This is a genomic window from Hyphomonas sp. FCG-A18, assembly GCF_045287255.1.
Classification (GTDB): domain Bacteria; phylum Pseudomonadota; class Alphaproteobacteria; order Caulobacterales; family Hyphomonadaceae; genus Henriciella.
Genome location: NZ_CP137142.1, coordinates 617,082 through 639,256, shown reverse-complemented (window position 1 = coordinate 639,256; position 22,175 = coordinate 617,082). Strand labels below are relative to the sequence as shown.

Below are 22,175 nucleotides of genomic sequence, written 5' to 3'. Positions count from 1 at the left end.
GCACCTGCTTTCCGCAGGGGTCGTGCTTGCCGATTATCCGTCCCCAACCTACAACATAAGAGAGAGCCCGTAAGGGCCTAAAACATGACAGTTTTCTGGAGGAAACCTATGCAGGGCATTATGCAGGACTGGCCGCTAACGGTCGACAAAATCCTTGAGCACGCAAAACTCATCAACCCAACACGTGAGATTGTGACCCGCCGGGTCGGCGGAGAGATTGTCCGTACCACATATGGCGACCTGTATAATGTCTCAAAACAGGTTTCCAACGCGCTGAAAGATGAGGGTGTTGGGCTTGGTGATCGTGTCGCGACACTCGGTTGGAACTCAGCCCGACATATGGCCAGCTGGTATGGCACAATGGGGATCGGCGCGGTCCTGCATACGATCAACCCGCGCTTGCACCCTGACCAGATTGCCTGGATTGCCAATCATGCCGAAGACAAGGTCCTGATCTTCGACATTACTTTCCTACCAATTATTGAGGCGATCAAAGACAAGTTGGAAACCGTCAAAACCTTTGTCATTTTCGCTGGCGCGGATGATATGCCGGAAAACTCCGTTGGCGCGGTTGCCTTTGACTTATGGATTGATGGCCGCTCAAACGAATGCGAGTGGGGTGGTTTCCCGGAAACTACGGCCTGTGGCCTATGCTATACGTCCGGAACCACGGGCAACCCGAAAGGCGTCCTCTACAGCCACCGCTCTAACGTCCTGCATACGCTGGTGACCATGAGTAAGGATGCCATGGGCATGGGCGCTGATGATGTCGTCTTGCCTGTCGTGCCAATGTTCCACGCCAATGCCTGGGGTCTGGCTCTGTCTTGCCCGGCAACGGGTGCCAACATGGTCATGCCCGGCGCGCAGATGGATGGCGCATCGATCTACGAACTGCTTGACACTGAGAAGGTGACAATTACGGCCGCGGTGCCAACTGTCTGGCTCATGCTGCTACAATATCTACAGGAAAATAACCTGAAACTGCCGCACCTGAAAAAGGTGATTATCGGCGGCTCAGCGATCCCTGAAAATATCCTACGCGCGTTTGAAATCGAATACGAGGTCGACGTGATTCACGCCTGGGGCATGACCGAGACAAGCCCTCTCGGCACACTCGGTACCCTACCCCCGCACCTGATGGATGCCGATATCGATACCCGCATGACCCAGAAACTCAAGCAGGGGCGCCCGCCGTTTGGTGTGGAGCTGAAAGTCGTCAATGATGAAAATGTTGAACAGCCTCGAGATGGACAGTCATCTGGTAAATTACTGGTTCGTGGCGCGGCAATTGCAGCTGGTTACTTCAAGGGCGATGGCGGCAATGTACTGGACGATCAAGGCTTTTTCGATACAGGCGACGTCGCCAACATCGATGAGTTCGGCACGATGCAGATCACGGACCGGGCCAAGGATGTGATTAAATCCGGTGGTGAATGGATCAGTTCCATCGACATCGAGAACATTGCCGTGGGCCACGCAAAAGTTGCCAATGCGGCCGCCATTGGCATCTACCATCCAAAATGGGATGAGCGCCCTCTACTGATCATTCAGGCCGCCGAAGGTCAGGAACCCACCAAGGAAGAAATTCTGGCTTCCCTTGAAGGAAAGATCGCCAAATGGTGGACCCCAGACGATGTTCAATTCGTTGAGGAAATCCCGCTTGGCGCAACCGGCAAGATCAACAAGCTGAAACTACGCGAAATGTTCAAGGACTATACGCTGCCGACCGCGTAGAGTGCGATCGCATTGGAGAAGGGCCGTCATGCACCACTTTGGCGGCCCTTTGACTTACCCGTATGCCAATCGCTCGGATGTCTCTTTGATATAGGTCTTGATCTGGGTTCGCGGTATCGGCTTTGAGAAATAGAAGCCCTGAACTGTTGGGCACCTCAGCTCGGAAACAAACAGTAAGTGCGCTGCGCTCTCAACCCCCTCGGCCACGAGATCAAGGTTTAGTTTGCGCGCCAGCTTGATCACAGCAAACAGAACCTGCCGGTTCACCGGGTCTGAGGCCCGCGAGATAAAAGCCCGATCAATCTTGAGCTTATCAATCGGTAGGCGCGAGAGATAATTTAGAGACGAATAACCCGTTCCGAAGTCATCCAGAGCCAGGCGAATCCCTAAGGCTTTGACCTCAGCCAAGCGACGCTGAATGAACTCCCAATTCTCCACAAGAGAGGTCTCGGTAATTTCAAGCTCAATCTGCTCAGGCTTGAGCCCTGTCAGCGCAAGCTGCTCACGCAGAAAATCGATATAATCCGGCGCGGCCAGCGACCGTGGCGAAATATTGAAAGCCAGCTTCATGTCATCTTCTAGCCAGTGCGAAGCTTCCCGCAGGGCCACTTTAAAGACACGCCGATCAATTTCCTCAATCACGCGTATACGCTCAGCAATCGGAACGAACTCCGCCGGCGAAACAAACCCCAACTCACGATCTGTCCAGCGCAAGAGCACCTCAAAGCCTCGAATTTTCTCGGTGACAATATCGATCTGCGGCTGAGCGACATAATCAAAATCTTCGCTATCAAGACTGGCATAAAGGCGACGGACAACCGCCTCGTGACGCTCATGCTCGTCTGACAGGTCACGATCATAAATCTTCCAGCGGCGGGTGTCATTTTCCTTGGCGGCGAACAGTGCAATATCCGCAGAGCGATAAATTCGGTCACTGCTTTCTTGCTTCAGGCAGCCTGTGGCAAGGCCGACTGAGATTGTCATATCGATATCACCCGCCCGCGTTGGAAACACATCTTCCGCAATATTGGCAACAGATGTGGCCAGTTGCTCCAGATCCACGCCAGCGGCTGCCCCAACCAACGCAAACTCATCTCCACCTAATCGGTAAAGATCAATGCCCGCTAGCTTCAAATCCTCAATACGTGAGACGACGCCGGTTAGAATATCGTCGCCAACCCCATGACCATGAAGGTCATTGATCTGCTTAAAGCGATCGAGATCGATCAAGCAAAGCAGTAACTCTGTCTCGGCAATGCTGGCATCGGAAATATGCATGCGATCATCAAAGGCCCGTCGATTCAGACACCCTGTCAGCGGGTCACGTGCAGCAACCTGCTCGAGCTCATCGCGGCGTGTACGAAGCTTAAAGGCCAGCCTGGTCATTGAGCGCCCAAAGGCCGCCGTCGAAAGGCCACTACCCAGACAGGAAGCCCAGCACGCCATGATGAACAGATGGCTCTCATTTGTCCCCCCGAGTGACAAAGATGCCAGAAACAGCACAGAAAGACAGAGGAGCAGAAAGAATGAAATGCGCAGACACGTACGCCAGGGAAACATCATGCATAGCGCCACTGGCATCTGTGCAAATAACAGCAATCCCGGGGACAGGAAATGCGCGTTCCAAACGCTATCCAAGGCAAGCGAGGCACACCCCCAAACCGTAAACCAGACTGCAACGAAGGGTACGTTCCGGGTCACCAGGATCAAAACGGCCGAGAACATGGTCGCCAGAACTGTGAAAATCTGCGCCATCAAATATAGCGAAGACCCACTATTGATTGCTGTTGGAATCAATATCATTCCAGCAAGGGGGCCAGACAGTAAGGGCCACAGGAGCAAGGCGTCTGCACGAAGCTGCTCTTCCTTTGATGCGCTTTCAGGAAGAGCGACCAAACTGCTGATAAAGTGCAGGAAACTAATAACTTTGTCGGACAGACCCACCATAGTGCCCTTATAGGAGAAGGGTGTAAAAACGACGTTTGAACATTCGCGTTGAGTTTACCCTCACCGTTCAGAAACAATTTACGTCTGAAAAGATTGCCTCATGGGCTGACACGATCTAACTGACAGCCAAACAAATTGGGAGCGCGGACATGACATCTGAGACCACACCACAATCTGCCGGTTGGCGCATGAAAGTCTCTGCTTTTGCATTGGCAGCAGCCATTTTCGCGGTTCTCTGGTTTGCAATTGCTGCGCTTGGAACAAAGTGGGGTTGGTGGCCATGGCAGGTTGGCTTAGGCCAAATGACCATCGGAACCGGGCCAATGATCACCATGATCGCATTAGGTTTATCGATCATTGCGCAAATCATTGCCCTCATTAAGGCCCCACGTGTACGCCCCTTCATCATTGCTCTATTGGCAACGCTGATCAGCGCGATGGCTCTGTTCCGGCTTGGCGGATTTGGCGCGCAAGCCGCTGCTCTGCCACCAATCCATGACATTCAAACCGACTGGAGCGATCCTGTTCGCTATACAGAGGCCATCCTGTCGGCACGTGAAGCCCAAGGCGACACAAACCCGGTTCTGGATGCGCCAACAATCCCAGAAGGGGCTAATGCCCGTTGGCCAGGCATGGGCGGCAAGCTTGTCTCTGTTGCGCAGGAAGAAGCTGAAACCAAAGGCGAAGAAGGCGAAACCGTCTATCCGCCGATTGATCCAGTCTACTTTGATCAGGCCCCAGCCGAAGTCGCCGCTCTTGCAGAGCGCATCGCCCAGAACAAAGGTTGGGAAATCGTCACCCCCCTTGCGGGCCAAGAGGCCAATGACACCATCCAGCTCGAAGCAACCGCAACATCGGGCTGGTTCGAATTCAAAGACGATGTCGCGATTCGCATCCGCGCTGTTGAGGGCGCGACTCGTGTGGATATGCGATCAACCAGCCGCGTTGGCCTGTCAGACATTGGGGCCAACTCAAAGCGGGTCTATGGCTTTATGATGGAGCTGCTTGATCGCGGCGATGGTCGGGTTGAAGACTAAACAGTCACCTCAACCAGCCTAAACGAGCTTTGCACAAGAGGGGCGTCTGTATCACATGTGACGCGCCCTTCATCGATCAACTTCACCATATGACCCAGCAGGCTCATGCAGGCTGCTGGGAACAGGCGCTCTTCGAGGCCAACATACATGGCTTTGACCATATTCGGGATTGAGGTTTCACCCTCTTTCATCATCGCAATGACACCGTCTTCGCGGTTCTGACGGTGCTGGCGATATTCGCCAATAAACTCTTTTACGAAAGCTGCACCTTCGATCGGGGAACCATGTGTCGGCCAGAGAATATCGAAGTCGCGTTCTTCAATCTTGTCGAGGCTGCGGAAGTAGTCGGCCATATGCCCATCCGGTGGTGCCACGATTGTCGTAGACCAGCCCATGATGTGATCACCTGTCAGACAAGCGTTCTCTTCTTTTAGCGCGAAGCAAAGATGGTTCGTTGTGTGACCGGGCGTTTCGATGGTCTCAAGCGTCCAGCCCGGTCCCTCAAAAACATCGCCGTCACCAATACAGACATCCGGCGCGAAACCAGGATCATCTTCGCTGCCCAACTCACCTTTTGCTGTGGGCTCACCGCAGCCTTTCGCGTAGACTTTACACCCGGCCCACTCAGCAAGCGGTTTGGCCAAGGGCGAATGATCTGAATGACCATGCGAGACCAAGACACATTTGACTGTCTCCCCCTCAAGCGCGGCCTTCAAAGCTTCAAAATGCTCTTCCTGATGCGGACCTGGATCAATAACCGCAACCTCACCCTTACCGACAATGTAAACCCCTGTACCAACATAGGTGAACGGGCCTGGATTATTCGCGATCACACGACGCAGGAGGGGAGAGACTTGCTCGACTTTGCCATACTCAAAGTCAATTTCACGAACGAAGGGAATTGCCATAGGGAGGGGCCCGTTTCTTGTTATCTTTTTCTACGCTCTGGTCTTATAGCGACCGGTTTTGCAACCCCGGCAAAACCCTTATTTTTTCTTCGGCGCGAACGCAGCGACAAAGGCTTTAGCCATACGGCGGGTCGATTTTAGCTTGTCACCAAGCTTCAAAGCGACCGGTGGCCCCATATCGGTTTTGTTCGCGTCAACAATATAGATCTTGCCGGACGCATTATCCCGTAGCACGTCAACGCCGCCCCATTCCAGTCCGATCTCTTCAGCAAATCGTGAGATCACCGTGATCTCATTTTCGCTATAACAATTCTGTGGGGTGTCTAGCAGGACTTCTGCATTCTCGTTCAGGAAACGACGTCCAATCTCGCGGCGCTTGCGGAAGACGATGGCCGGTTTGCCGCCGCAAATACAACAACGCAGATCTTCGACCAACCCGCCCTCAATCTCATTATCCACCAGAACCTGATAGGTTTTGTCTGGCAGGGGCTGCATCGGCCCTTCAATAACACGCCCATCATGAGCGGCATTCATCTCAGACTTTTCAACCATCGTCCCAGTATGGTCCGCCGGGTTCACAGCCAGAGAGTAACCTGCTGCTCGCTCGAACGCAGCAGCAACGGCAGACTTGGAAATGTCACGACAATCAAAATTGACCAGCTTCGCGCCGACCTTAACAGGCGGCGGATTATGATCTGTCGTCGTAGAATCATCAAACTGGAAAACGATATCAGCGACTGAACAATCAGAAATCAATTTGGCGCCAGAGGCATGCATAACCGGCCAGATAAAATACCAGGGCCGTGGCTTGTCCGGATAAAACGCAATGGTTGGGCGTTTATGCCCCGTCAGCCGACGCCATGTCCGCCAGGACTGCGCCAGAGTATAGAATGTCAGCCAGGTAAAAATGTCATTTGCCAGAGACTTGGTCGCAGGAACGCGATGCCCGGTCTTTTTCACAAGCCAAGCACCATTCTCATATTTGAAGTCTGTCAGCCAGTTCCGTGACATACTTTACTCCTAAGCGCCCCTGAAAGCACACATTACCTGAATCGCACGCCAAGCACATACGTTCAAGTCACAGGTTCAACAGCTTACGTGATTATTTGTTCACAATATGGCATGCCACGCGTTATAGCAGCGCTCTCAGACTTGAAAGATCGTACCCGGCCCCTGCAGCTGTATCGACGATTTCCTCACCCATGCCCTGTCCTGCATGGGTAAGGGCCCAAGCTGTAATTGAACGTGTCCCTGTGCGGCAATACGCCAAAACCGGAGATGGCGCTTCAGCAAGCGCTGCTCCAATACGTTCCAGAATCTCAGGTGTCGGTGCGCCCGAGAATGGGATTGCGACGAAAGCCAGTCCCAGCTCTTCTGCTTTGGTGCGGATCGCGCCCATGCGTGGCTGCGTGATACCACCCTCCCCGTCAGGACGATTGGCGACAATCGTCTTGTATCCTGCTGCCGCAATCGCTTCGACATCATCTGGACCAATCTGGGGTGCGACGGCAAATCCGTCTGTAACCTTACGAATCTCAACCATGAGGACCTCTCCGGTGCATGTGGGCGTTGACAAGCTTTCCTGTCCCGTGAACCTAGGAACCTAAACTCGCTGTTCCAAGTCAGTAGCCGCGATTAGTACCCATTTCATACGGAGACAAGAGCTTAACGTGTCAGCCCTTCAACGAAGTCTATCCCGTATTCCATGGGCCTATGTCGCTCGACGTTTGCTCATCGCGATTCCGACTCTGCTCGTGATTATCACTGTCGCTTTCTTCATGATGCGCATGGCGCCTGGGGGCCCGTTCGATGGTGAGAAAAAGCTCCCGCAAGCCACGATGGATGCGATCAATGCCAAGTTTGGCCTCGATCAGCCCTTGTGGAAACAATACACAGATTATCTCTGGGGCGTCATACAGCTCGATTTTGGCCCCAGCATGAAAACGCTCGGCAAAAGCGTGAATGATATGATTTCCGACGGGCTGCCAATCAGCTTGTCTATTGGTTTTCTGTCGATGGGCCTTGCCATTGTCGTCGGCACGACACTCGGGATTTTCGCCGGCCTGCGTCAGAATACAGCTGGTGACTATACCGTTATGGGCTTTGCAATGGCCGGGATTTCCATTCCGACTTTTGTTAGCGGTCCGATCCTGATCCTTCTTTTCGCATTGGGCGCTGGTATTTTCGCAGTCGGTGGCTTGGGCACCTATCCCAATATCGGGATGACCTTCCACAATATGACTCTGCCAGTTGTGACACTGGCTCTGCCTCAAATCGCGATCATATCCAGATTGATGCGTGCGAGCATGATTGAGACCATGCGCTCTGGCCATATTCGCACGGCCCGCGCCAAGGGCCTGAGCGAGCGGCAAGTGATCATGAAGCATGCCCTGCCCGCCGCCATCCTGCCACTGGTCAGTTATGCTGGCCCCGCCATGGCCCGGGTCATGACAGGGTCACTTGTGATCGAGAAGATTTTCGGCCTGCCTGGTATGGGCACCTATTTCGTCGATGGTGCCATTAACCGCGACTATACGCTGGTTATGGGTGCGCTGATTATCTACGCAACCCTGATCGTACTGTTCAATCTCATCGCAGATGTGCTCTACGCCCTGCTGGACCCGAAGGTGAAGTATGACTGACGGTATCGATCTCACAAATCGCAAAGAGCCGATTGAGCAGGCCATTCAAGGTGGTCGTTCGCTTTGGGATGATGCACGCGCCCGCCTGTTCCGGAACAAGGCCGCTGTGACCTCGATGTGGATCCTTGGCCTTCTGGTCATCATCGCGGTGTTTGGCCCGTTTGTCTGGGTGCATGACTATCGCACAATCTCAACTAATGGTGAGCTAAGCCCCACTTTGCAAAACTGGCACATTCTGGGGACAGATACACAGGGACGAGACCTGTTCGCTCGTCTGATGATCGGTTTGCGCATCTCACTCGCTGTCGGCCTTGTCGCAACAATTGTCTCCCTGATCATTGGCGTGACATGGGGCGCTGTCGCTGGCTTTGTTGGCGGACGTGTCGACAATATCATGATGCGGTTCGTCGATGTGCTTTATGCGATGCCCTTCATTTTCTTCGTGATCCTGCTTCTGACGGTCTTCGGGCGGAACATCATCCTGATCTTTGCCGCGATTGGCGCGGTTGAATGGTTGACCATGAGCCGGATCGTGCGCGGCCAAACGCTCGCCATCAAGAATATGGAATTCATTGAAGCCGCTCGGGCAACAGGTGTTCCTTTCTTCACCATGATCCGCCGCCACATCCTGCCAAACGTCGTTGGTCCAGTTGCCGTCTATGTGACGCTGACCATTCCGGTCGTCATCATGGCCGAAAGCTTTCTGTCTTTCCTCGGTCTTGGCGTAAACGAGCCGCTGACTTCGCTTGGCGTTCTGATCTCGCAGGGTGCACGTGAGATGCAGGATAAGCCCTGGATGCTCCTCGCCCCAGCCCTGACCATGATGATCACGCTGCTCTGCCTGAACTTTATCGGCGACGGTTTGCGTGATGCGCTGGATCCTAAGGAGCGGTAAGCTAATCTGTTGTTTCCAAGTCTTGGTTTGTAGACTTGGCACTGCGGGCAAGCTTGAGCGCGGTGCTTAGTGCATCGGCTTCACTCGTCTGAATATCTGGGATGACGCCTACACCCTCCCAGTTGTCGCCCGTGATGGTACTGATCGGACGCTTTGTCGGCGTATAGACCGTGAAACCGCCTGAAAGCGCCGTCCCACCATCCAGCATATGAGCACCGCCCCCTGAAGATTCGCCTATCACAGTTGCCCGGCCAGTTGTCTGAAGTGTGTAAGCCACAGCTTCTGGCGCCGAAAACGTATCCTTGTTCACCAGCACAAAAACCGGGCGCTCCGTCCCATAGCGTACCCATAAGACGGATGGTTCTTCTCGAGGTGTCACTGCCTCAATGCGTGACTCCATTTTGATCGGAGACGCCGTTCCAGGCTCTAGAAATGTCCACTGCAGCGGCCATGCCGTTTCCGGCGACCCTCCATGATTGTCGCGCAAGTCCAAAACCAAAGCATCTGTGTCGGCAACAAGATCAAAGGCTGCTCGATAGAAAGGATATGCAGCCTCTAACTCAAAGAATGACTTGATCCGGATGTACCCAATATTGCCCTCAAATACCTGCACATGCGTAATGCCCTGCCCCATGGTGCTACCAGACTGACGCCACTCCTCGATCCAGTCATTGTCTTCCTGCTCAGCTGTCACCTCAACGTAAAAATGGTGATCACCAGAAACTTGGCGAATATCCTTGGTAAGGTTGGACGCAAAAGCCTCTTTAACTGAGCAGTTAGCACTTACGTCTGAAGAGGCTTCCAGCATGCGCAATTCCGACGCAATGCGCTGCGCCTCGGCTTCGATAACATATGCCGTCTCAATCTGATCGGCAGCATCAAGAACAACCGCACGTTCAACATCGCAAAGCGCTGTTAGAGTCAGTCCGGAAACCAGGAGGCTTATCATTTACTCTTCCTTCTTTGATTGAGGCTGAGCACGCTGGATGCGCGCCCTAAAAGGCGTTTCACGCAAGTCTTGTTCGATTGCCGACAAGGCCCTCAAAAATTCAGGGGCGGCATCAGAAATGAGCGAAAGAGCCGCTTGGTCGATCTGCTGGCTCAGGATATGAACCCGGTCCATCATTGCCTGTCCTGCATTGGTCAACGCTAACAAGGATACTCTTGCATCACTGGGATCACGGGCGCGCTCAAGTAGCCCATTCTTCTCCATTGCCTTGCTGATTTGCAGAACAGAAACATGTGAACTGCCCAAGGCATCTGCTGCACGCTGCACGGGCATTGGCCCCTTCTCACGCAGCAAAAAACTGAGCGCAAACCATCGCTGCTCAAACCCTAACTCTTCTCGATAGAGCTGATTGACAGGCCCATTCAGGTTTTCAAACAGACGTCTAAGCCTCGTTCCCAGCGCCGTAACGCCCAGGCTTTGGAGGTAATCACGATCAATAGTCATTTAATGTAAGTACTTACATATAAGCATAAAAGCAAGCCCTATCTTGGGCAATCTATTCGATAGATCGGATAAGTGCGGGTTATCTAAACCGGCACCACATCAAATGGCGCGGTTACGCGGGTGGCATTTCCGCTAATCGGTTCCGTCCCATGCCAGAGATAGCTTGGAAACAGGACGAGAATGCCTGCTTCTGGCTGGATCCACTTTTGCGGCGAGGTATCTGTCCGCGTTGGAAAAGGCGGTTCGCCGAACTTGATCCAGCCTGCTTTGCTGTCACCTGCCCGGGTTTCAGGCGGAACCGATGCATAATAAGCGGAACTGATCCAGCCCTCGGAATGGATATGGTTTACGTGATTGCCACCACCGGTCAGCTTGACCGACCAACACCCATTAAACCGATAGTTGCCGGAATTTCGGGCGGTCAGCGGATGTTCCGGCTCTTTACCAATATCGGCCATATAGGCCCGGATCGGCGTGTCGAGCGCTTTGATGTATGCCTGAATGACAGGGTCAGGTGTCGTGACAAGGTCTCGCGAGGTTTGCATCCCAAGCCGCAAGGACTGATCAAGCGGGTGCGTTGTAAATCCGCGTACAGGCTCAAGCGCTTCGAGGAAAGCGTCATTGAAACTCTCAATAGAGCTAAACCCTTCCGGCACCGGCAATTCATATGACCGGACATGTGCATCCATGTCGACGATAAACTCATAGAGCGGATCGCCCATAACCCGCAGAGCAGTCGCCTCATAGGCCAGCCAATGCTGGCTGTTTGGCTCTGCTGCGCGAAGCGGTTGGATAATCGACAGGGCCCCTGCCCCATCACCCACCATCAACCGACCACACGCCGCCGCATCAATAACAAACGGATCATGAGGCATAAGCGCCAAAGCTGCCTCACCTGCCTCATAGGCTTCATCAATCTGCTCCAAATCACGGTGCAGAACAGATTTAATCGCGAGGCCCGCTGCTGCAGTCTTATGTCGCTCCGGCAGCGCTTCCCATGCATCCAGCGCCCTCTGCAGGTCACCTGATTGGCCACGCAAATCGACAGCCATCAGGGCAAGGTCATCGGGAACATGAGATAAGAGCTCTTCGAAACCTGTATGATCACTCGCCATCCAAAGCGAGTTCGCCAAATTCTTCAGAACGTGCGCTTCAGGTCGCTTGACCCAAGCCGTTTTCAGGTCCGCGATGCCGGCCTCAATCTGACTGGCCTCACACCGCGTGCGTCCGCGCATAAACCAGACCGCAGCATCATCTACACCTTCATTGAGGAGATGAGTGTAGGCTGCATCAGCTTCTTCTAATCGACCAAGTTCTGTATCGGCCATCGCGGCATTGTACCGGGCCGCAACATCGTAAGGCTTGTGAGAGAGAACAAGATGCCAGACTTCACTCGCTTCAGCCCAGCGCTTCTGTGCATTCAGAGCCTTGCCCAGTCCGGTCAGAGCTGGCTCCCAATTTGATCGCAAACTCAGCGCACGCCGGAAGAACTTCTCTGCTTCGACGGCCTGTCCCGCATCCATGGATACGCGGCCCTGATTGTTTGGAATCTCCGGATTTTGCCGATCAGCAGCCTCTGCGCGTTCCAGCCAGTTCAAGGCTTGGGCAAACTGCCCGGCTTTTCGCTCAACCAGTCCAAGAATATGCCAGGCTTGCGGGTGATGCACGGTTTGCAGAACAGTCCGCGCGGTCGCAAGATCACCGCGCTGGTAAGCGGCATAGCCTTTTGCAATTGCAGCTTCAGCGCCTATCAAAGAAACAACTCCAAGGGGTCTCGCCCGGCTTCACTCTCATAAAAACCCAGCGTTTCAAACGTCTGCTGCATCGTGCCAGAGAGCGGCGCCTGCAACACTAGAGGTTTTCCCGTAGCGCGCGGAATCACCAAAGCTCGGGCATGCAAGTGCAGGCCTTTGCCAACACCCTGTGGCACCTCACGGGCGGTTTCGTACTTATCATCGCCGAGAATAGACGTGCCAAGCTCATGCATATGAAAGCGTAACTGATGCGTGCGCCCTGTAGCGGGTTTCAGCGCGACCCATGCTGCGCGCTGCGCCGCTGTAGAGACAACCGTATAATCGGTAATCGCGTGCTTGGAGACCTTATCACCATGCGCGCCCATGATCATGCGTTCGCGGCCTTCCGGCCCTACGCCCTTGCGCATCCAGCTGCGTAACTGGCCTGACATGGGGTGCGGGACACCCACCGTCACCGCCCAGTAGACCTTTTGCATGTCACGTGAGCGAAAGAGCGCGCCAAGCCGGGAAGCCGCCGCAGGTGTTCGCGCAATCGCCAATAGGCCGGATGTTTCCTTGTCCAGGCGATGGACCAGTCGCGGACGATACTGACCATCACTGAGCGCATCCAGCATACCATCAATATGCCGCCCGCCTTGCTTGGTTCCACCCTGAACCGCAATCCCAGCCGGCTTGTTAAGGACAAACATCTCGTCATCTTCATGCAGAATCAAAGGACACAAGAAAGCCAGCGCCTTGCTGTCAGGCTTTTTCGGAGCGCTCCACGGCTCACCACTATCGGCTTTGGACGTGTAGGGCGGCAGGCGTACTTCCATACCCGCTTCGAGACGGGTGTTGGACTTTGCACGCGCACCATCGACCCGGATTTGCCCCTTGCGCAACAGCTTCTCCAGCTCGCCCTGCGTCATCGGCATCCGCCGTTTAACCCAACGATCAAGGCGGACACCGCCCTCCTTGTCGGTAACAGTTTCGGTGATCACTTGCCCACTCATGATAAAGCCCGCTTAAGCACAAAGAGACCAACAGCAAAGGCGGCAACCGCGCCCGTCATATTCGCCAAAGCATAAAGCGTACCGCGCAGAGGATCGCCGATCATGAAGAAGTGCACGGTCTCTCGGGAAAAGGCAGAGAATGTCGTGAAGGCGCCAAGCAGCCCAACCCCGACAAACAAATAAAGAGCACCCTCCCCGGCGAGGTCACGCGTTGTCAGCCAGCCCAGCAGAGCACCAAGTATAAGACTACCGACAACGTTCACAGCAAAAGTCGCCTGCGCACCATTGCCGATGGCAACCCCAGCGCCGTAGCGTAGGCAAGCCCCGATCGCACCGCCCATAGCAACAAGAAGAAAATTCATCATGGCCGCTACATACGCCGCATTTAATGCACCTGAAAGGCTGCAAAAGCTTTGCGCGTCCAAAACACGGGCTATAACGATAAGAAATAATCATGAGAGAGGGAGAATACCGCATGAGTGATGTCGCAGATGCGCCACAACAGAAAGGATTTCTCGGCTGGGTCGAGAAGACCGGCAACAAATTGCCGGATCCGGTATTTATCTTTTTCTATTTGATCATCTTCCTGGTGGGCATCTCAATTGTTGCCGACCTGATGAATGTGGCGGCAAACCACCCCACTCAAGTCAATGCAGATGGCACACCGAAAGTCGAAGATGCGGTCAGTCTGCTCTCACCCGAGAACATTCAGCGCCTCTGGGTCGAAATGCCCAAGACCTTCACACACTTCCATCCGCTGGGATATGTTCTGGTCGTGATGCTGGGCGCCGGTGTTGCGGAACGATCCGGCCTGTTTGCAAGTGCTATTCGCGGCGCCGTTCGCAATGCACCGAAAGTGCTTCTGACACCACTCGTGGCTTTGGTCGCGATGCTATCCAACCATGCTGCCGACGCTGGCTATGTTGTGATGATCCCACTTGCAGCAATTCTGTTTGCCTCAGCCGGACGGCATCCATTGGCCGGGATCGCAGCAGCCTTTGCGGGCGTATCGGGCGGCTTCTCAGCAAATGTCGCGCCCGGGCAACTGGACGCCTTGCTCTTTGGAATTACCGAAACGGCCTATGCCTCCAGTAATATTGATGCGGGCTGGACGGTGAATATCGCTGGCAACACCTATTTTATCATCGCGCTTTTGTTTATCTACATGCCGATTATCTGGTTTGTGACCGATAAGATTATCGAACCGCGCCTTGGCAAATGGGTTCCAGATTCCGATGATGCGAAAAGCTATGCAGAGGAAGATAAACCCCTAACCACTGAACAAAAGAAAGGCCTTCGTAATGCAGGCCTCGCTGTTCTGGCGGTCTGTGGCCTTTGGGCCTTCATGACCCTTGGGCCGGGAACACCGCTCTTGGCCGATGGCCCGGGGACCGAAGGGGATCCTTGGTACACGAAGGCTGGACCCTTCTTCCAATCTCTGGTCGCAGGTTTCCTAATCCTCTTTCTTGCTGCTGGCTGGGCCTATGGTGCGGCTGCGGGCACGATCAACAATCATAGAGACCTTGTAAACATGATGGCCGAGGCGATGAAGGATATGGGGTATTATCTCGTTCTTGCCTTTGCTGCGGCTCACTTTGTCGCCATGTTCGGATGGTCGAATCTTGGCCTGATCAGTGCCGTTCATGGCGCCGATGCCATTCAGAATAGTGGCCTGCCATTGCCGATCGTTCTGGGCATGATCGTCCTCTTTTCAGCAATGCTGAACCTGTTTGTTGGCTCGGCCAGTGCGAAATGGGCGCTCATGGCCCCAGTTCTGGTTCCGATGTTGATGCTGCTGGGCATTAGCCCGGATGGCGCGACGGCTGCTTATCGTGTCGGCGATGGTGCAACCAATATCATCACCCCGCTCATGGTTTACTTCCCACTGATCCTGGTCTTCGCTCGTCGTTGGAAAGCCGATTTCGGCATCGGTAGCCTGACCGCGATGATGATCCCATACTCAATCTGGCTGCTCGTTTCAGGGGTCGCCCTGATGATGCTCTGGATTTTCCTCGGTCTGGACCTTGGCCCCGGTGCCCCGGCTCAGATCCCGATTCCGGGCGCAAGCTAAACAGGGTTTCATGTTGATCGTGCAGACGAGGCTCGCAATTTTGCCCCAAATTGGGGTATAAGGGCCATATGGAAGAGTTGAGTGCCTCGTCTGAAAATCGTTACGCTGCCATGCAGCAGCGCCTGAATGAGGCGCGAAGAACCGGGCGCTGGCTGCTCTGGTCCGGTCTTGGATTAGCTTTTTTATGGTGGGGTGCAGCCTTTGGCGGCACCGTCGCACTGGTGGGTATGTCGACGATTCAGGCGGCCCAGCCTGCCTTGATCATCGCTGGCAGCATAACCATCCTGCTCCCTGGCTTGCTCATGATTGTGGCCAGCCTGTTCGCCAAGGAACAGGTTCGCGCCAGTGCTGCAAATGCTCTGGTGCTTGAGGCCGCCTCACAGCTTTTGCGTCCCCTTGAGACGACCAGTGCCGAAGGTATCAGCTTTGCCCAGTCCATGGCCAAGGCCAGCAGCGATGTCGATAAGACGATGAACCACGCTCTGACCGCCATGCGCGCTGTCTCTGAAGAGCTCGGCGATGAACGCCAGCGGCTTGAGTCCGTCACCTATGCCAGCGCCGATAATGCCCGGGAACTCAGCGTTCGCCTCGCTGCGGAACGAAATTCCATGGAGCAGTTGACCAGCGACCTTCAAGGGCAAACCCAAACCCTGAACGATGCCATCCCGCGTCAGGTCAAAATGATGGTCGATGCGGCTAGTATGGCTTCCGCCGAAGTTGCAACAGCCGAGGAGGGTCTGAAAGAACGGCTCGCCTCGCTGAACCATACCGGGCAGTCTCTGAAATCCCGCATTGAAGCGCTCGACACGTTGGCCGCTGAGGCTGGCAAGCGCAATGAAACCTTGCTCTTCGCGATCACGCGTATGGAGGAAAAACTAGAGCAATCGCGCAAAACGGTTGAGACGGCCTCGCGCGCTGGCGAGCTTGCAGCTGCTGCCGCGAGCACAACCGGGGATCGCCTGATCGACTCGGTCAAAGCCGCTCTGGATCAGGCAAGACAAGCCAGTAAGGAAATTCAAGAGCAAAGCTTCCAGGCCTCTGAGTCGGCAGCGAATGCGCTGGCAAAGCTCAAAGCCGCTGGGCGCGAAACCGCCTCCGCTGTGCAAGCGGCCAAGGATGAACTGGATACAGCCTCATTTACCCCCAAAGCGGTCGAGGAGGATGTCTTTGATATCCCGGAAACCCCACCGGAGCCGCCTAAGCCTGCACCACATACAAAACCTGATACCGAGCCCGTTAATGGTGTCGCCCCTTCGCCTTCGCGCGTTGTGGAAGAAGACTTGTTCGATGCCTCGGCAGACCGAATGGCCGATGCCTTGTTGGCGTCAGAACCACTCGCTGACGAAGATATTCTTGAAGCCGCTCCAGAGCCAGACACGGAAGCACCGGATATGGCTGTTGATGCGGTCTTCGAAGAGGAAGACGGCATTGACCCGTTCGAAGCCGAACTGGCCTCGACACCCGCCCCTATTCCTCCACGCGCAGTCACCGCGAATGGCAATGCCAGCCTGAGCGAAATCATTGCCGATATGGAGCGCGAAGACACCCCTGCCCTGTCGCGTGAGGAAACGGCCGAACAGCTGATCATCTATCTTGGGGATTCTGGCATACGTCTTGGCGATATTTTCAAGCCCAAGGATAAGAAAAAAATCGCTCTTTCAGCCCGCAAAGGCGACACGAAACGCCGGATGGCCACCCGCCAGTCCGCCGGGCGTCAGGTCGAACGGGTCCGCAGCCGCCTGCGCGGAGACAGTGAGCTGATGTCTCTTGCCCGTGATTTTGTTGCGCTGGAGGAAAGCGACGCGCTGAATGCCCTCGAGAACACGCGAGAGTCGCGGAAAAATGCCAGCTCGCGTTTGGCGACATACCTTTTGGTCGACGCAGCGCTCGACTAATCAAGCTTCGCGAAAAAGCTCTCATAAAGGTCCAACGCTTCGGCTTCAAACAAACCTGTTTCGACCTGAATGCCCGCTTCCCGCAAGCGAGACAGACCGCCATCCCCTTGGGGGTGCTTATCTTTTGTGGCAACAACCACACGAACGATCCCGGCCTCAATCAAGCGTGAGGAACAGGAAGCCTCCCCGGTTGAACGCTCATGACACGGCTCAAGGGTGACATAGGCTGTTCCCCCCGCTGCCGCGCCTTGGGGCAAGCGCTCCAAGGCAATCTGCTCGGCATGAGGACGCCCTGTATCCCCGGTCGCCCCCTCACTCAAACGGCGTCCATCACGATCAACAATCACACACCCCACAGATGGGTTTTCCCCCGTACGCCCATACTGAAACTGCGCAAGCTCCAGAGCCCGGTTCATATGCAACTGGTCCGGGGTCATTCAAACACAACCGTACGGTGACCATTCAGAAAGACCCGGCCCTCAGCATGTGCGCTCACCGCACGCGCCAGAACACGCGCCTCCACATCCTTACCCAGCTCAACCATCCGCTCGGCTGTCATCCGATGATCTGCAGCCATAACGTCCTGCGCAATGATTGGCCCCTCATCGAGGTCCGCAGTGACATAATGAGCCGTTGCCCCCATCAGTTTGACCCCGCGCGCATGCGCCTGATGATAGGGGCGTGCGCCCTTGAAGCTTGGCAGCGCAGAGTGGTGAATATTGATACACCGCCCCTCCAGCTCTCGCGAAAGCTCGTTTGAGAGGATCTGCATATAACGCGCCAGAACGATGATCTCTGCGCCTGTTTCGGCAATCAGCGCTTTAAGGTGATTTTCAGCCTCAACCTTCGTGTCCTTGGTCACCGGGACATGATGGAAAGGAATGTCATGGCGATCAGCATGCCATTTGCCATCGGGATGATTGGACACGACAGCGACAATGTCCGCCCCTAAACGCCCGCGCCGATGTCGGTAAAGGAGGTCATTGAGGCAATGATCGCCCTTAGATACCATGATCAGGGCCTTAGGTTGCGCATCGGCCCGGCGTAGCGACCAATCAATCTGGCGGCGATCAGCCAATGCGCCAAACCCATCTTCAAAGGCTGCGGGCTGGAAACCATCCTCAGCCTGAAACCGCGCCCAAATGAAGAAGCGCTTGGTTTCCGGATCACCGAAATCGTGGCTTTCAATGACATTTAGGCGGTGACTGGCCAAATGCCCCATGACATCGGCGAGGATACCAATAGCGTCCGGGGCAGCCGCGCGCAGGATGTACTCTCCGCTGCTCATGGTAGTTCTGGCAAGGCCTTCGCGCGGTCTTCATCAAGGTAGCGCGCAGAGATCGGGCTCATATTGCTATCAAGCTCAAGGACGAGCGGGTTACCCGTCGGAATTTCAACGCTGGTAATTGTGTCATCCGAGACCCGGAACAAATGTTTGACCAAGGCCCGCAAGGAATTGCCATGCGCGGAAATGATTGTGTCCTTACCATCGCGCAGAACTGGCGCGATCGCCCCGCGCCAATAGGGCAAGACGCGTTCAAGGGTTAATTTCAAGCTCTCAGCTTCTGGCACTTCAACGCCTTTATAGCGGGGGTCAGATGACAAATCGTACGGGCTATCGGCAGCCATGGGCGGCGGTGGAATGTCATAACTCCGGCGCCAGATGTGAACCTGATCATCACCATATTTGGCGGCTGTTTCAGCCTTATCCAATCCAGTCAGACCGCCATAATGACGTTCATTCAAACGCCAGTGCTTCTCAACCGGAAGCCAGGCCCGATCCATTGCCGCAAGGCTCAGCCATAGCGTGCGAATGGCACGGGTCTGCAGGCTGGTAAATGCATAGACAGGCTCAATCCCTGCGGCCTTTAGCAAGGCCCCGCCTTTGACCGCCTCAGCCTCGCCCTTTTCAGTCAAGTCCGCATCCCACCAACCGGTAAAACGGTTGTCGAGATTCCACTGGCTTTGGCCATGGCGGGTCAGAATCAGAGTGGTCATTGGCGTGCTCTCACTTATGGCAAAAAACTCAACAGATGCCTGTTACACGCATTAACTCCCGAAAGGCCAGTACGACATGATAACCTGTCGCAGCTGTCATGCTGTCGACAACAGGGTCCCCTTCCGCATCAAAATGGTCAATCCACCCGCCTTCCGGCGTTAGAAAAGAGTCCATCAGCACATCAAAGCTCATAACAGCACGATCCGCATATAGCGGTTCACCCGTTAGCTCAAACAATGCCAAATGAGCTTTAAGCGCATCCGTTTGCTGCCATGTCCGCCGCGACTTATCGATGGGCCGCCCATCGCGGCGGACACGATTAAAAACATGTCCCTTCGGACACAAACTGGCACACCCTGTTTTGTATAAAGGGTAGAGGCTATGTGTTTCATCTTCGCCGCATAGAAGCGCATGCTGCCTTAACAGCCAGACCCACTCGAACTGATGGCCAGGTTCGATAACATCGAAAGCTTCTTCAGACAGAGGCTGCCAGTCCAATGTAAACCATTCACATAAAGCACCACTCTTTTCATCGAACATGTGTTTTTCAAATAAGGCTATAATCTCCTTGGCACGCATCAGGTGTATCGTTCTGCGGTCAGCCTGAAACAGAGCGTGACACGCCTCAAGCAAGTGCATGTGCGGATTTTGGTCGCGATAACTCAAACGAGGAATGGTTTCTAAATACCCCCCGTTCTCAAAGTCCCAGAAATACTTGTCGAGAACGGTCAAAATCTCATACGCCGGATCTAATGTCGTTCCTGCAACACGGTGTGCCTGGGCCAATGCAAAGAGGACGAAAGCGGTATCATAAAGGACACTGTAAGAACCTTGCAGACGGACATCTCTCAACGACAGCAAGTGACCTGCTGCCCCCAATGGGGATCGTGCGCGCCTCGATAAAGTGTGCACCCCTCGTTCCACAAGTTTACGCGCTTTATCCTGATCCCAACCAAGCTCCATGGCTATGGTAAAAACATAGGTTTGCCGCGCTTGCACTCTGACACGACTTTCTTCGGCTGACAGATAGCGATGGTTAAGGTCTAGTCTGTCCGCAAAAAGACCATTCTCCATAACGCCTTCCTCAGCCCATAGCGGAAACATCGCTTCCATCATCCAGGATCGCGCATGTCTCGCCCGGTCAGCCAGGTCTTCAGCAGTGACTTCAACGCTTGTCTTCATTGCAGTCTCGCCTTAACCCGATAGCGTTGCTACCGGGTCAGTTGGAACTGCCCGCCCCCCACGTCTGTGCAGGGATCAAAGGAGAAAAACGCTTGAATGACAAGGTCTTTTTTCCAATCGCAATCCTCTTTGCGACGCTTGTAATTGTCGGGGCTTTATCGATTGAGCGAGACATTTACCCTGAAGGTCCCATCGGCGGGGCGGCAAGTGGAGACTATGCCGTCATCCCGATTACAGGTCTGGATTTCCACCGAATTGAAGGCTTGAATCAGGAGGTAACAGCCAGAATACGCCGCAATGTTCTAACGCTGACCACTAGGTCACGTCAGCAACAAGATGACCCAATTCTGGGCCCTCATTTTAAGTTAGACTCCGATATAGAGGTTGCTTTTTCCGGACAAACAGTCAGGAGCTACATTCAGGCTCGAAGTGCGTCAGGTGCTAACCTTGAAGTGATTTATTCCACAGGCGAGTTTGGGGACAGCGGGTGGAAGCGTTTTGAATTAACCGATGAGTGGACAAGCTTCAGGTTTGATTACAATGCGCCACCACGCTCGGATGGTGACCCGATTGGTATTGATTATTTCGGCATCAGAGCAGTTGGCGGCACGCTTCCTGCGATTGTTGAAATTCGGGAAATCGAGTTCCGCAGACTGGGCGAATGGAGCAAATAAATGGCTGATGATACAGCAGTAAAGACCACAATCTTGAGCTCAGGTAGGCGGGTGGTCGATATCGAACGTGATGCGCTGAATGCTCTTTCAGCGGCGCTGGATCAAAGCTTTGTTGATGCGGTTACAGCCTGTATCGCTGCATCCGGGCGGGTTATCCTGACTGGGGTCGGCAAATCTGGCCATGTCGCCCGCAAAATCGCCGCGACGCTTGCCTCGACCGGCACACCCAGCCTCTACATTCATCCCACAGAGGCCTCCCATGGCGACCTTGGCATGGTCACCAGACAAGATGTCGTGATCGCGCTCAGCCGGTCTGGAGAGACAAAAGAGCTTTCAGACCTCATCGAATATACAAGTCGCTTTGGCATAACGCTGATTGCTCTAACCGCTGTTCAAAACTCAGCCCTAGGTCGGGCGGCAAATATCTGCCTGACCATTCCGGACTTCAAAGAAGCCTGCGGCGAGACCAAAGCCCCAACCACATCGACCACGCTCAGCATGGCAATGGGGGACGCTTTGGCTGTTGCCGTGTTGGAACAGCGCGGCTTTACCGGAGAAGATTTCAAGGTCTTCCACCCCGGCGGCAAGCTTGGCGCCATGTTGCGCACGGTCGGGGATTTGATGGGGGATAAAGTCCCTGTTGTCCCTGTCGGTACAGCGCTTTCAGAGGGACTTAAGGTCCTTTCAGAGGGCACCAAGGGGTGCCTGGCGGTGACAAAAGAGACATCTCTGGTCGGCATGATCACCGATGGCGATGTCCGCCGGGTTCTGGCTCAGGGCAAAGTGCCGGAGACCGTTGATGAGGTGATGAGCACGCAACCGATCACTGTGACCCCTGATACCTTGGCGAGCAAAGCGCTCGCTTTGATGAATGAGAAACGCATCACCCAACTGGTCGTCGTAGACAGCAATGCAGCAGACACTCGTCCGATCGGAATCCTGCATATGCATGACTTGCTCAAAGCCGGTGTGGTTTAACCCAAACCATTAAT

Annotated in this window: 21 protein-coding genes; 8 read left to right on the top strand and 13 right to left on the bottom strand. The window is 54.5% G+C overall.

All coding sequences use genetic code 11. The features are described 5' to 3' along the window. Window positions 1–108 precede the first annotated feature (108 nt). Complete coding sequence (locus tag RYZ27_RS03150) at window positions 109–1,734, top strand: long-chain-fatty-acid--CoA ligase (protein WP_406680905.1); 1,626 nt, start codon at window positions 109–111, stop codon at window positions 1,732–1,734. Window positions 1,735–1,788: 54 nt separating this feature from the next. Here RYZ27_RS03150 and RYZ27_RS03145 read toward each other — a convergent pair whose 3' ends face one another. Further along, window positions 1,789–3,120, bottom strand: coding sequence for a putative bifunctional diguanylate cyclase/phosphodiesterase (locus RYZ27_RS03145; protein WP_406680904.1), 1,332 nt, complete (start codon window positions 3,118–3,120; stop codon window positions 1,789–1,791). Window positions 3,121–3,830: 710 nt separating this feature from the next. Here RYZ27_RS03145 and RYZ27_RS03140 point away from each other — a divergent pair. Further along, the gene (locus tag RYZ27_RS03140; RefSeq protein ID WP_406680903.1) at window positions 3,831–4,718 is read left to right on the top strand and encodes a DUF1499 domain-containing protein; all 888 of its coding nucleotides are present in this window, start codon (window positions 3,831–3,833) and stop codon (window positions 4,716–4,718) included. On the opposite strand, the gene RYZ27_RS03135 is transcribed toward RYZ27_RS03140, so the two are convergent. From RYZ27_RS03135 to RYZ27_RS03125, 3 genes are all read right to left on the bottom strand, one after another. Further along, window positions 4,715–5,626 carry an MBL fold metallo-hydrolase gene (locus tag RYZ27_RS03135; RefSeq protein ID WP_406680902.1) on the bottom strand — a complete coding sequence of 304 codons (912 nt, stop codon included), beginning with the start codon at window positions 5,624–5,626 and terminating at the stop codon, window positions 4,715–4,717. The two genes, RYZ27_RS03140 and RYZ27_RS03135, sit on opposite strands and share 4 nt — an antisense overlap. Before the next feature lie 78 nt (window positions 5,627–5,704). Further along, the gene (locus tag RYZ27_RS03130) at window positions 5,705–6,637 is read right to left on the bottom strand and encodes a hypothetical protein (protein ID WP_406680901.1); all 933 of its coding nucleotides are present in this window, start codon (window positions 6,635–6,637) and stop codon (window positions 5,705–5,707) included. 121 nt (window positions 6,638–6,758) lie between these two features. Next, the gene (locus RYZ27_RS03125; protein ID WP_406680900.1) at window positions 6,759–7,169 is read right to left on the bottom strand and encodes a TIGR01244 family sulfur transferase; all 411 of its coding nucleotides are present in this window, start codon (window positions 7,167–7,169) and stop codon (window positions 6,759–6,761) included. Window positions 7,170–7,296: 127 nt separating this feature from the next. On the opposite strand from RYZ27_RS03125, the gene RYZ27_RS03120 reads away from it, so the two are divergent. Both RYZ27_RS03120 and RYZ27_RS03115 read left to right on the top strand, forming a co-directional pair. Then, a complete protein-coding gene (locus RYZ27_RS03120) occupies window positions 7,297–8,268 on the top strand; it encodes an ABC transporter permease (protein WP_406680899.1) in 972 nt (323 codons plus the stop codon). Then, on the top strand, window positions 8,261–9,163 hold the full coding sequence (locus RYZ27_RS03115) for an ABC transporter permease (RefSeq protein ID WP_406680898.1): 903 nt from the start codon (window positions 8,261–8,263) through the stop codon (window positions 9,161–9,163). Before RYZ27_RS03120 ends, RYZ27_RS03115 begins: the two co-directional genes overlap by 8 nt. A gap of 1 nt (window position 9,164) precedes the next feature. On the opposite strand, the gene RYZ27_RS03110 is transcribed toward RYZ27_RS03115, so the two are convergent. The 5 genes from RYZ27_RS03110 to RYZ27_RS03090 all read right to left on the bottom strand — a co-directional run bounded on the left by RYZ27_RS03110 (window position 9,165) and on the right by RYZ27_RS03090 (window position 13,727). After that, window positions 9,165–10,112, bottom strand: coding sequence for a S41 family peptidase (locus RYZ27_RS03110; protein WP_406680897.1), 948 nt, complete (start codon window positions 10,110–10,112; stop codon window positions 9,165–9,167). Next, window positions 10,113–10,616, bottom strand: a complete 504-nt coding sequence (locus RYZ27_RS03105; protein WP_406680896.1) for a MarR family winged helix-turn-helix transcriptional regulator — start codon at window positions 10,614–10,616, stop codon at window positions 10,113–10,115. It lies immediately after the preceding gene. An 83-nt stretch (window positions 10,617–10,699) separates the two neighbouring features. Continuing rightward, the gene (locus RYZ27_RS03100; RefSeq protein ID WP_406680895.1) at window positions 10,700–12,370 is read right to left on the bottom strand and encodes a putative 2OG-Fe(II) oxygenase; all 1,671 of its coding nucleotides are present in this window, start codon (window positions 12,368–12,370) and stop codon (window positions 10,700–10,702) included. Further along, entirely contained in the window at window positions 12,367–13,362 is a 996-nt protein-coding gene (locus tag RYZ27_RS03095) for a pseudouridine synthase (protein ID WP_406680894.1), read from the bottom strand. The genes RYZ27_RS03100 and RYZ27_RS03095 overlap by 4 nt, the downstream gene beginning before the upstream one ends. Next, window positions 13,359–13,727, bottom strand: coding sequence for a fluoride efflux transporter FluC (locus RYZ27_RS03090; RefSeq protein WP_406680893.1), 369 nt, complete (start codon window positions 13,725–13,727; stop codon window positions 13,359–13,361). The genes RYZ27_RS03095 and RYZ27_RS03090 overlap by 4 nt, the downstream gene beginning before the upstream one ends. Window positions 13,728–13,837: 110 nt before the next feature. Between RYZ27_RS03090 and RYZ27_RS03085 the strand changes: the two genes are divergently transcribed. Next, complete coding sequence (locus tag RYZ27_RS03085) at window positions 13,838–15,433, top strand: AbgT family transporter (RefSeq protein ID WP_406680892.1); 1,596 nt, start codon at window positions 13,838–13,840, stop codon at window positions 15,431–15,433. A gap of 68 nt (window positions 15,434–15,501) precedes the next feature. Next, window positions 15,502–17,328 (top strand): hypothetical protein, encoded by a 1,827-nt coding sequence (locus tag RYZ27_RS03080; RefSeq protein ID WP_406680891.1) that lies wholly within the window; start codon window positions 15,502–15,504, stop codon window positions 17,326–17,328. Here the strand turns inward: RYZ27_RS03080 and RYZ27_RS03075 are convergent. The 4 genes from RYZ27_RS03075 to RYZ27_RS03060 are packed head-to-tail and all read right to left on the bottom strand — an operon-like array spanning window position 17,325 to window position 20,443. Further along, window positions 17,325–17,744 carry a bifunctional diaminohydroxyphosphoribosylaminopyrimidine deaminase/5-amino-6-(5-phosphoribosylamino)uracil reductase RibD gene (locus RYZ27_RS03075; protein ID WP_406680890.1) on the bottom strand — a complete coding sequence of 140 codons (420 nt, stop codon included), beginning with the start codon at window positions 17,742–17,744 and terminating at the stop codon, window positions 17,325–17,327. The two genes, RYZ27_RS03080 and RYZ27_RS03075, sit on opposite strands and share 4 nt — an antisense overlap. A gap of 17 nt (window positions 17,745–17,761) precedes the next feature. Next, window positions 17,762–18,616, bottom strand: a complete 855-nt coding sequence (gene purU, locus RYZ27_RS03070; RefSeq protein ID WP_406680889.1) for a formyltetrahydrofolate deformylase — start codon at window positions 18,614–18,616, stop codon at window positions 17,762–17,764. Next, a complete protein-coding gene (gene gpmA / locus RYZ27_RS03065) occupies window positions 18,613–19,326 on the bottom strand; it encodes a 2,3-diphosphoglycerate-dependent phosphoglycerate mutase (protein WP_406680888.1) in 714 nt (237 codons plus the stop codon). The genes purU and gpmA overlap by 4 nt, the downstream gene beginning before the upstream one ends. Window positions 19,327–19,354: 28 nt before the next feature. Further along, window positions 19,355–20,443: an AGE family epimerase/isomerase gene (locus RYZ27_RS03060; protein ID WP_406680887.1), complete on the bottom strand. Its 1,089-nt coding sequence runs from the start codon at window positions 20,441–20,443 to the stop codon at window positions 19,355–19,357. 158 nt (window positions 20,444–20,601) lie between these two features. On the opposite strand from RYZ27_RS03060, the gene RYZ27_RS03055 reads away from it, so the two are divergent. Together RYZ27_RS03055 and RYZ27_RS03050 are read left to right on the top strand one after the other, a co-directional pair. Then, window positions 20,602–21,183 carry a hypothetical protein gene (locus RYZ27_RS03055; RefSeq protein ID WP_406680886.1) on the top strand — a complete coding sequence of 194 codons (582 nt, stop codon included), beginning with the start codon at window positions 20,602–20,604 and terminating at the stop codon, window positions 21,181–21,183. Beyond that, window positions 21,184–22,161 carry an SIS domain-containing protein gene (locus RYZ27_RS03050; RefSeq protein WP_406680885.1) on the top strand — a complete coding sequence of 326 codons (978 nt, stop codon included), beginning with the start codon at window positions 21,184–21,186 and terminating at the stop codon, window positions 22,159–22,161. It begins immediately after the preceding gene. Window positions 22,162–22,175: the final 14 nt, after the last annotated feature.

Bases quoted from the DNA above. Each gene is read 5' to 3' on its own strand.
- RYZ27_RS03145 (WP_406680904.1), bottom strand. From the start codon at position 3,120: ATGACCAGGCTGGCCTTTAAGCTTCGTACACGCCGCGATGAGCTCGAG.
- RYZ27_RS03060 (WP_406680887.1), bottom strand. From the start codon at position 20,443: ATGATGGAAGCGATGTTTCCGCTATGGGCTGAGGAAGGCGTTATGGAG.
- RYZ27_RS03080 (WP_406680891.1), top strand. From the start codon at position 15,502: ATGGAAGAGTTGAGTGCCTCGTCTGAAAATCGTTACGCTGCCATGCAG.
- purU (WP_406680889.1), bottom strand. From the start codon at position 18,616: ATGAGCAGCGGAGAGTACATCCTGCGCGCGGCTGCCCCGGACGCTATT.
- RYZ27_RS03150 (WP_406680905.1), top strand. From the start codon at position 109: ATGCAGGGCATTATGCAGGACTGGCCGCTAACGGTCGACAAAATCCTT.
- RYZ27_RS03050 (WP_406680885.1), top strand. From the start codon at position 21,184: ATGGCTGATGATACAGCAGTAAAGACCACAATCTTGAGCTCAGGTAGG.
- RYZ27_RS03110 (WP_406680897.1), bottom strand. From the start codon at position 10,112: ATGATAAGCCTCCTGGTTTCCGGACTGACTCTAACAGCGCTTTGCGAT.
- RYZ27_RS03095 (WP_406680894.1), bottom strand. From the start codon at position 13,362: ATGAGTGGGCAAGTGATCACCGAAACTGTTACCGACAAGGAGGGCGGT.
- RYZ27_RS03085 (WP_406680892.1), top strand. From the start codon at position 13,838: ATGAGTGATGTCGCAGATGCGCCACAACAGAAAGGATTTCTCGGCTGG.
- gpmA (WP_406680888.1), bottom strand. From the start codon at position 19,326: ATGACCACTCTGATTCTGACCCGCCATGGCCAAAGCCAGTGGAATCTC.
- RYZ27_RS03135 (WP_406680902.1), bottom strand. From the start codon at position 5,626: ATGGCAATTCCCTTCGTTCGTGAAATTGACTTTGAGTATGGCAAAGTC.
- RYZ27_RS03115 (WP_406680898.1), top strand. From the start codon at position 8,261: ATGACTGACGGTATCGATCTCACAAATCGCAAAGAGCCGATTGAGCAG.
- RYZ27_RS03130 (WP_406680901.1), bottom strand. From the start codon at position 6,637: ATGTCACGGAACTGGCTGACAGACTTCAAATATGAGAATGGTGCTTGG.
- RYZ27_RS03105 (WP_406680896.1), bottom strand. From the start codon at position 10,616: ATGACTATTGATCGTGATTACCTCCAAAGCCTGGGCGTTACGGCGCTG.
- RYZ27_RS03125 (WP_406680900.1), bottom strand. From the start codon at position 7,169: ATGGTTGAGATTCGTAAGGTTACAGACGGATTTGCCGTCGCACCCCAG.
- RYZ27_RS03140 (WP_406680903.1), top strand. From the start codon at position 3,831: ATGACATCTGAGACCACACCACAATCTGCCGGTTGGCGCATGAAAGTC.
- RYZ27_RS03075 (WP_406680890.1), bottom strand. From the start codon at position 17,744: ATGAACCGGGCTCTGGAGCTTGCGCAGTTTCAGTATGGGCGTACGGGG.
- RYZ27_RS03090 (WP_406680893.1), bottom strand. From the start codon at position 13,727: ATGATGAATTTTCTTCTTGTTGCTATGGGCGGTGCGATCGGGGCTTGC.